Source organism: Amycolatopsis kentuckyensis, from assembly GCF_002155975.1.
In the GTDB taxonomy this organism is placed as follows: domain Bacteria; phylum Actinomycetota; class Actinomycetes; order Mycobacteriales; family Pseudonocardiaceae; genus Amycolatopsis; species Amycolatopsis kentuckyensis.
This window is the reverse complement of the sequence record NZ_MUMI01000640.1, coordinates 1-7473: the sequence shown is the minus strand read 5'-3', so window position 1 is coordinate 7473 and position 7473 is coordinate 1. Positions and strand designations below refer to the sequence as shown.

At 72.2% G+C, this 7473-nt stretch carries 8 protein-coding genes; 6 read left to right on the top strand and 2 right to left on the bottom strand.

All coding sequences use genetic code 11. The features are described from left to right. Positions 1–32: 32 nt before the first annotated feature. Positions 33–833, bottom strand: a complete 801-nt coding sequence (locus CCN39_RS44520) for an SAM-dependent methyltransferase (RefSeq protein ID WP_086852835.1) — start codon at positions 831–833, stop codon at positions 33–35. Beyond that, positions 812–1318, bottom strand: a complete 507-nt coding sequence (locus tag CCN39_RS44515; protein ID WP_086852833.1) for a DUF2505 domain-containing protein — start codon at positions 1316–1318, stop codon at positions 812–814. Before CCN39_RS44515 ends, CCN39_RS44520 begins: the two co-directional genes overlap by 22 nt. 24 nt (positions 1319–1342) lie before the next feature. Here CCN39_RS44515 and CCN39_RS44510 point away from each other — a divergent pair, with 24 nt between their 5' ends. The 6 genes from CCN39_RS44510 (at position 1343) to CCN39_RS44485 (ending at position 7340) form a co-directional block, all read left to right on the top strand. Then, a complete protein-coding gene (locus CCN39_RS44510) occupies positions 1343–2398 on the top strand; it encodes a UDP-N-acetylmuramate dehydrogenase (RefSeq protein ID WP_086852831.1) in 1056 nt (351 codons plus the stop codon). 159 nt (positions 2399–2557) lie between these two features. Continuing rightward, positions 2558–3739, top strand: a complete 1182-nt coding sequence (locus CCN39_RS44505) for a L,D-transpeptidase (protein ID WP_086852830.1) — start codon at positions 2558–2560, stop codon at positions 3737–3739. A 3-nt stretch (positions 3740–3742) separates the two neighbouring features. Continuing rightward, positions 3743–4558 carry an alpha/beta fold hydrolase gene (locus tag CCN39_RS44500; protein WP_086852828.1) on the top strand — a complete coding sequence of 272 codons (816 nt, stop codon included), beginning with the start codon at positions 3743–3745 and terminating at the stop codon, positions 4556–4558. A 21-nt stretch (positions 4559–4579) separates the two neighbouring features. Beyond that, on the top strand, positions 4580–5884 hold the full coding sequence (gene mshA, locus CCN39_RS44495; RefSeq protein ID WP_244211299.1) for a D-inositol-3-phosphate glycosyltransferase: 1305 nt from the start codon (positions 4580–4582) through the stop codon (positions 5882–5884). Continuing rightward, positions 5881–6393, top strand: coding sequence for a type III secretion system chaperone family protein (locus CCN39_RS44490; RefSeq protein ID WP_086852826.1), 513 nt, complete (start codon positions 5881–5883; stop codon positions 6391–6393). Before mshA ends, CCN39_RS44490 begins: the two co-directional genes overlap by 4 nt. Before the next feature lie 71 nt (positions 6394–6464). Then, positions 6465–7340: a DUF4349 domain-containing protein gene (locus CCN39_RS44485; RefSeq protein WP_086852825.1), complete on the top strand. Its 876-nt coding sequence runs from the start codon at positions 6465–6467 to the stop codon at positions 7338–7340. Positions 7341–7473: the final 133 nt, after the last annotated feature.

Here is a 7473-nt window from a genome sequence, read left to right as displayed (position 1 = left end):
GGGTGACGCAGCGGGGGTGGCCCGGTGAACGTTCAGGCGGGGGCGACCGCGGACCAGGGGACCGTCAGCTCGCCGAGGCGGATCCGGGACGGCGGGCCCAGCACCGGCCAGCCCCGCGCGGCCAGCAGCCGGACCGTCTCCAGCCAGCGCGAACGCACGCCGAACGCCTGGTGCGGAGCCGCCGTCGCCCAGCAGGCGTCGAGGGAAGCGAGCAAGTCGTGGACGCGCTCGCCGGGCACGTTCCGGTGGATCAGCGCCTTCGGCAGCCGCTCGGCGATCGTCGACGGCTTCTCCAGCCCGGCCAGCCGCATCGACAGCGTCAGCGACACCGGCCCGGCCTGGGAAACCAGGACCCACGTCGACAGCCGGCCGATCTCGTCGCACGTGCCCTCGACCAGGAGGCCCTCGGCCGGCATCGAGGCCAGCATCAGGCCCCACGCGCCCGCGACCTCGTCCTCCGCGTACTGCCGGAGCACGTTGAACGCCCGCACCAGCACCGGCCGCGTCCCGGCCAGCTCGAACCCGCCGCGGCGGAAGTCCAGCAGGGGCGGCGAGGCCGCGGACCGGGCGACCGCGACCCGCACCGGATCCAGCTCCAGCCCCAGCACCCGGACGTCCGGGCGGACCCGGCGCAGCCGGCGGGCCAGCTCGACCGTCGTCACCGGGGAAGCGCCGTAGCCGAGGTCGACCACCAGCGGCGAACCGGCCGAGCGCAGCAGCCGCGACGTCGCCGGCGCGGCCGCGATCCAGCGGTCGACCCGGCGCAGGCGGTTCGGGTTGGTCGTCCCGCGCGTCGGCGCGCCGACCGGGCTCAGTTTGCTTCGGTGAGCCACTTCGCCGTGAATTCGGCTTCGCGCTCCAGCAGCTTCGTGACCTGCTCGGCGATCACGCTCTCCAGCTTGCCGCCGAACAGCGGGATCCGGACCGTGACCTCGCCGCTGGTCCGGTGCACGGTCTTGCCGTCCTTGGCCAGCAGGGCCGTCCGCGCGCTGATCTCGCCCGGGACGCCGCCGACCTCGACCGAGGCGTTGCCCTGGTGGCCGGTGCCGTCGTTGCTGACGCGCCAGGTCTGCGTGCGGGTCACCAGCAGGTCGCCCTTGTGCAGCGTCCGCACCGCCTGCGGCAGCTTGTCCGCGCTGATGCCCTGCCGCAGCTGGTACCGCAGGCCCGCGTCGGACACCTCGTACGCCAGCAGCGCCGCGCTGTGGCCGCCGAGCTCCTCCAGGCGGGCCCGCAGCGCCTCCTCGCCGGCGACGGCCGCGTACGTGGACGCGACGTCGGCGGCGAACTCAGCGCGGTGCTCGATCCGGGATCCCATGAGCCGGACAGTACCGTCAGACGCGTGAACACCGCCCGAACTCCCGCCCTCCCGAAGCTCGCCGCGTACACCACGCTGCGCCTCGGCGGCCCGGCCCGCCGCTTCGTCAGCGCCGTGACCAGCGAAGACCTCGTCGCGGCGGTCCGCGAGGCGGACGCGGCGGGCGAGCCGGTGCTGCTGCTCGGCGGCGGCTCCAACCTGGTGGTCGGCGACGCGGGGTTCGACGGCACGCTCGTCGAGGTGGCGAACACCGGCTGGCGCCGCGACGGCGACATCGTCGAGGTCCAGGCCGGCCAGAACTGGGACGCCTTCGTCGCCGCACTGGTCGAGGCCGGGCTGGGCGGGCTCGAATGCCTTTCCGGCATCCCCGGCAGCGTCGGGGCGACACCGATCCAGAACGTCGGCGCGTACGGCTGCGAAGTCGCCGAGTCGATCGTCTCGGTGGAGCTCTACGACCGCGGGACGCGCGAAGTGCGCACGCTCAAGGCCGACGAACTCGGCTTCGCCTACCGCACCAGCGTCCTCAAGGGCACGGACACCGGCGTCGTCCTCTCGGTCCGCTTCGAGGTCCGCGAAGACGGCCTCTCCGCGCCCATCCGCTACGCCGAGCTGGCGCGCACGCTCGGCGTCGAGATCGGCGCCCGCGTCCCGGCCGCCGAAGCGCGCTCCGCGGTTCTCGGACTGCGTCGCGGTAAGGGCATGGTGCTCGACCCGGCCGACCACGACACGTGGAGCGCGGGTTCGTTCTTCACCAACCCGATCGTGCCGGGCGCCGAGGCCGAAGCGGTCCTGAAGCGGATCACGGAGGTCGCCGGGGCGGACGCGCCGCAGTACCCGGCCGACGGCGGCGTGAAGCTGTCCGCGGCCTGGCTGATCGAGCGCGCGGGCTTCGCCAAGGGGTACCCCGGACCGGGGAACCGGGTTTCGCTGTCGACGAAGCACACCCTGGCGCTGACCAACCGCGGCGAGGCGACGACGGCGGACCTGCTCGCCCTGGCCAGGGAGGTCCGCGACGGTGTCCACGAGCGGTTCGGCGTCCGGTTGCACCCCGAGCCGTTGCTGATCAACTGCGTGATTTGAGCCGAACCGGGCAACCCGTACGTGTGTAGGACGTCTTTGTCGACAAAGGCGTCGCCACCTGAACGGTTGGTCTTTACCTTCCGGCAGGTAACGTCCGCTGGGCCACCAGCGCTAAAGGGCGTGTGCCCGCTGGTCGGCGGGGGATTTCGGGAGGTTTCGGTGATCGAACGGCGTACGGTCTTCAAGGCTGCTCTGGCGGCTGGGGCCGCCCTGGTCGCCGCCGCGTGCTCGAGCGAGAACGGCGGCAACGCGCTGCCCACGGGGGCGGCCGGCGCCGACGGCGAGGGCGGCGCGCAGCCCGTGGCGAAGATCACGGCCGAGCCCGCCGCCGACGCCAAGGACGTCCCGGTGCTCAAGCCCGCCGTCCTGAAGGTCGCCGACGGCAAGCTCACCGAGTGCAAGCTGAGCGCCGACGGCGGCAAGACCGTCAAGGGCGACCTCTCGCCGGACGGCCTCACCTGGACCAGCTCCGAGCCGCTGGGCTACGGCAAGACCTACACCTACGCGGCCAAGGCCACCGGCTCCGACGGCAAGCCGGTCGAGTTCAAGGGCAGCTTCACCACGATCGCCCCGGCCAAGCAGGTCCGCGCCACGCTGAACCCCGCCGACAACCAGACCGTCGGCGTGGCCATGCCGATCAGCGTCAAGTTCGCGTCGCCGGTCAAGGACCGCAAGGCGGTCGAGAAGGCCCTGTCCGTGAAGACGGACAAGGGGGAGGTCGAGGGTGCGTGGGGCTGGCTGTCCGACAGTCAGGTCGACTACCGGCCGAAGGAGTACTGGCCGCAGAACATCACCGTGAACGTCGAGGCGAAGCTGTACGGCGTCGACCTGGGCGGCGGCGCGTACGGCAAGGCCGACGTCACCACGAAGTTCAAGATCGGCCGCAACCAGGTCGTCAAGATCAACACCCCGGACCACCAGATGCACGTCTACCGCGGCGGCTCGCAGGTCAAGAGCTACCCGTGCGCGAACGGGCTGGACGGCGAGGTCGACCGCAACACCCCGAACGGCACCTACATCATCATGAGCAAGGAGCCGTCGGCGATCTTCGACAACGCCCGCTACGGCTACACGAACGTCAACAAGAAGTGGGCCTGCCGGTTCTCCAACCACGGGGAGTTCATCCACGAGAACCAGGACAACGCGGCCAACATCGGGAAGACCAACAACTCCCACGGCTGCGTCAACCTGCTCGAAGCCGACGCCAAGGACTACTTCGACTCGGCGATGATCGGCGACCCGGTCGAGATCACCGGCTCGAAGCTGTCCCCGCCGATGAACTCGGACGTCAAGGACTGGAACTTCAGCTGGGCGGCCTGGCAAGGGATGGGTGCGAAGTAACCGGTGCGCACCGAAGTCGTCGGGCACGGCGGGGTCCGCCTCGGCCTGCGGGTCGAGGGTGAGCGGAACAGCCGTCCGATCGTGTTCGTGCACGGCTGGGCGCAGTCGGGCGGCTGCTGGGCCGCGCAGCTCGCCGACCCCGCCCTGACCGAGCGGTTCCGCCTGGTCGCCGTGGACCTCCGGGGCCACGGCGCCTCCGACGTCCCGGCCACCGGCTACGACAACCCGCAGGTCTGGGCCGACGACCTCGCCGCGGTGCTCGACTTCGCCGGCCCGGACGCGATCGTCGTCGCCTGGTCCTACGGCGGGCTCGTGCTGGTGGACCACATCCGCGTGCACGGCACCGCCCGGCTGCGCGGGCTCGTGCTCGTCGGCGCCATCACCGAGATCGGCCGCGACCGGCCGGGCGGGCGCGTCGGGGCGCTGATGCGCGAGCACATGCGCGCGATGCTTTCGGACGATTGGGACATCGCGGTCCCGGCGCTGACCGCGTTCACCCGCGAAATGGTCACCGGGCCGGTGCCCGGCGCACAGGCGCAGGCCCTGCTCGGGGCCTCCCTCAGCGTGCCGCCTTCGGTCCGTTCCGGGCTGTTCCGCCGGGACGTCGGCAGCGAAGAAGTGCTGGCCGGCATCGACAGACCGGCGCTGGTCGTGCACGGCACGGCCGACCGCGTGATCGAGCCCTCGGTGGCCGAACACGCCCTCGGGAAGATTCCGGGTGCCACCGGGCGTTGGTTCGTTGACGGGGGGCACGCGCCCTTCGCCGAGTCCGCGGCCGAGTTCGACGCGGTGCTCCGGCAGTTCGCCGAGGAATGCTGAAGCAGCAGGAGACGTGACCAGGTGACCAGCAACATCCGAAGGTTCCGCGCTGTGCCGCGCCGGATCGCGGTGCTGTCCGTGCACACCTCCCCACTCGAACAGCCCGGGACCGGCGACGCCGGCGGGCTGAACGTCTACGTCAGCCAGACCGCGACCGAGATGGCCCGCCGCGGCGTCGAGGTCGAGGTCTTCACCCGCGCGACCGCGTCCGGGCAGCCGCCGGTGGCCGAGCTGGCGCCCGGCGTGACCGTGCGGCACGTGCAGGCGGGCCCGTTCGAGCCGCTGGGCCGCGACGAGCTGCCCGCCCAGCTGTGCGCGTTCACCTCCGGGGTGCTGCGGACCGAGGCCTTCCACGAGCCCGGTCACTACGACCTCATCCACTCGCACTACTGGCTCTCCGGCCAGGTCGGCTGGCTCGCGCGCGACCGGTGGTCGGTGCCGCTGGTGCACACCGCGCACACCCTGGCGAAGGTGAAGAACGCCGCGCTCGCCGAGGGCGACAAGCCCGAGCCGCGCACCCGGGTGATCGGTGAGGAGCAGGTGGTCGCCGAGGCCGACCGGCTGGTCGCCAACACCGCGGTCGAGGCGCGCCAGCTCATCGACCTCTACGACGCCGAGCCGGACGCGGTGCACGCCGTGCCGCCGGGCGTCGACCTCGAACGCTTCACGCCGGGCTCGAAGTCCCTCGCGCGCGCGGAGCTGGGGCTGGCCGACGACGACGTCGTGCTCGCCTTCGCGGGCCGCATCCAGCCGCTCAAGGCGCCGGACGTCCTGCTGCACGCCGCGGCCGCGATGCTGCGCCGCCGTCCCGAGCTGGCTTCGCGGCTGGTCGTGCTGATCGTCGGCGGGCCGTCGGGCACCGGGCTGGAACAGCCGCAGGCCCTGCGGGAGCTCGCCGGTTCGCTGGGCATCGAGCCGCAGGTCCGGTTCCTGCCGCCGCAGCCGGGCGAGCGGCTCGCCCGGGTCTTCCGCGCCGCCGACGTCGTCGCGGTGCCGAGCTACAACGAGTCGTTCGGCCTGGTCGCCCTCGAGGCGCAGGCCTGCGGGACGCCGGTGGTCGCCGCCGAGGTCGGCGGGCTGCCGGTGGCGGTGCCGCACGGCGTCTCCGGGCTGCTGGTGCCCGGGCACGGCGCCGAGGAGTGGGCGGACGCGCTGGCCGCGGTCGCGCTCCGCCCGGACCGGCGCGCCGAACTCGGTGCGAACGCCGTCGTGCACGCGCGCCGGTTCTCCTGGCGCCGCACGACGGACGCGCTCCTGGACATCTATGCTCAGGCCACCAGCGCCTTCTCCCGTGCGCTGGACGTGCGCGCGGAGGTGGCGGTGTGAGCCTGGACCGGCTGATTCAGTCTACTTTGGACTCCGCGGAGCTGAAGTACGACAAACGCGGCCCCGGCAAGTACTTCGTCACGCTGCCCGGTACGAAGAAGCTGCAGACGAACGCGTGGCTGGTCGACGGCGACCACGCGTTTTCGGTGGAGGCCTTCGTCTGCCGCCGTCCCGACGAGTCCCATGAGGACGTTTACCGGTTCCTGTTGCAGCGCAACGCGAAGCTCTACGGCGTTCACTACACAGTGGACAGTCTCGGGGACATCTACCTGGTCGGCCGGTTCGGCAAGGAGACGATGTCCGCCGACGAGCTCGACAAGGTGCTCGGCCAGGTGCTGGAAGCGGCCGACGGCGACTTCAACACGCTGCTCGAAATCGGCTTCGCGACGTCGATCAAGCGCGAGTGGGACTGGCGCGTCTCCCGCGGTGAATCCTTGGCGAACCTCCAGGCGTTCAAGCACCTCGTCGCGCCCGAAAAGCCGCATGAACCGGGCTTGACCGAGTCGTGACCGGAGGCCGTGCAACGGCCTTGAACCGGACATCCGTCTCCTCGCCAGGTGAACCTGGAGGGAGACGCAGGATGCGAACACGATGGAGAGCCGGGCTCGCGGTCGTCGCGGTGGCGTTCGTGCTGGCCGGCTGCTCGGCGGCGGAAAGAGCGGGGACCACCGCGGACAGTGCCGGTTCCGGCCCGGCCCCGGCCGCGCCGCCGCAACAGGGCAGCGGCAAGGCCGGGCAGGAGAAGGTGACCGCGCCGCAGCCCGGGGCCACCGACCGCAAGCTCGCCCGCAGCGCCCGGCTCGAACTGACCGCCCCCAAGGTGGTCGACGTCGTCGCGCAGGCCCGCGGGATCGCGCAGGGCGCCGGCGGCTACACCGGGCAGGAGAGCACCGGCGACGAGCTGGCCACGCTCAACCTCGCGGTGCCCGCGGACAAGCTCGACGGCGTGCTCGACCAGCTCTCGCACCTGGGCAGCAGCCTGGTGAAGCGGGAGCTGAACACGCAGGACGTGACGGAGCAGGTCATCGACGTCGAGGCCCGGCTCGCGACCCAGCGGGCGTCGGTGGAGCGGATCCGCGCGTTGCTGGCGAGGGCGACTTCGGTGTCCGAGATCGCTTCGGTCGAGAGCGAGCTGACGAGCCGCGAAGCGACGCTCGAATCGCTTGAACAGCAGCGGAACTCGCTGGCCGGCAGCGTCGCGATGGCGACCGTGGCGATGACCATCCGCAACGTCGCCGCCCCGCCGCCGCCGTCCGAAGACCACAGCGGATTCCTGGGCGGGCTGGCCGGCGGCTGGCACGCGTTCCTCGTCTTCGGTGGTGGCCTGCTGACGGTGCTGGGCGCGCTCGCGCCGTTCCTGCTGTTCATCGTGCCGCTGGGCTGGCTCGGCTGGTGGTTCCACCGCCGTCGCCGTGCGGCGGCGCCGGTGCCGGTGCCGGAGGCGGGCGAGAGCTGAGCGGAACAGGCGGGACGGCTCGAGGGAGGGGGAGTCGCGATCTCGAGCCGCCCCGCTGAAGTTCCCGCCGATCAGGACCCGGTGACGAGGGGGGTGCCATCGGGGCCGGCGGGCCGCGGCTCGGCAGGGGGGA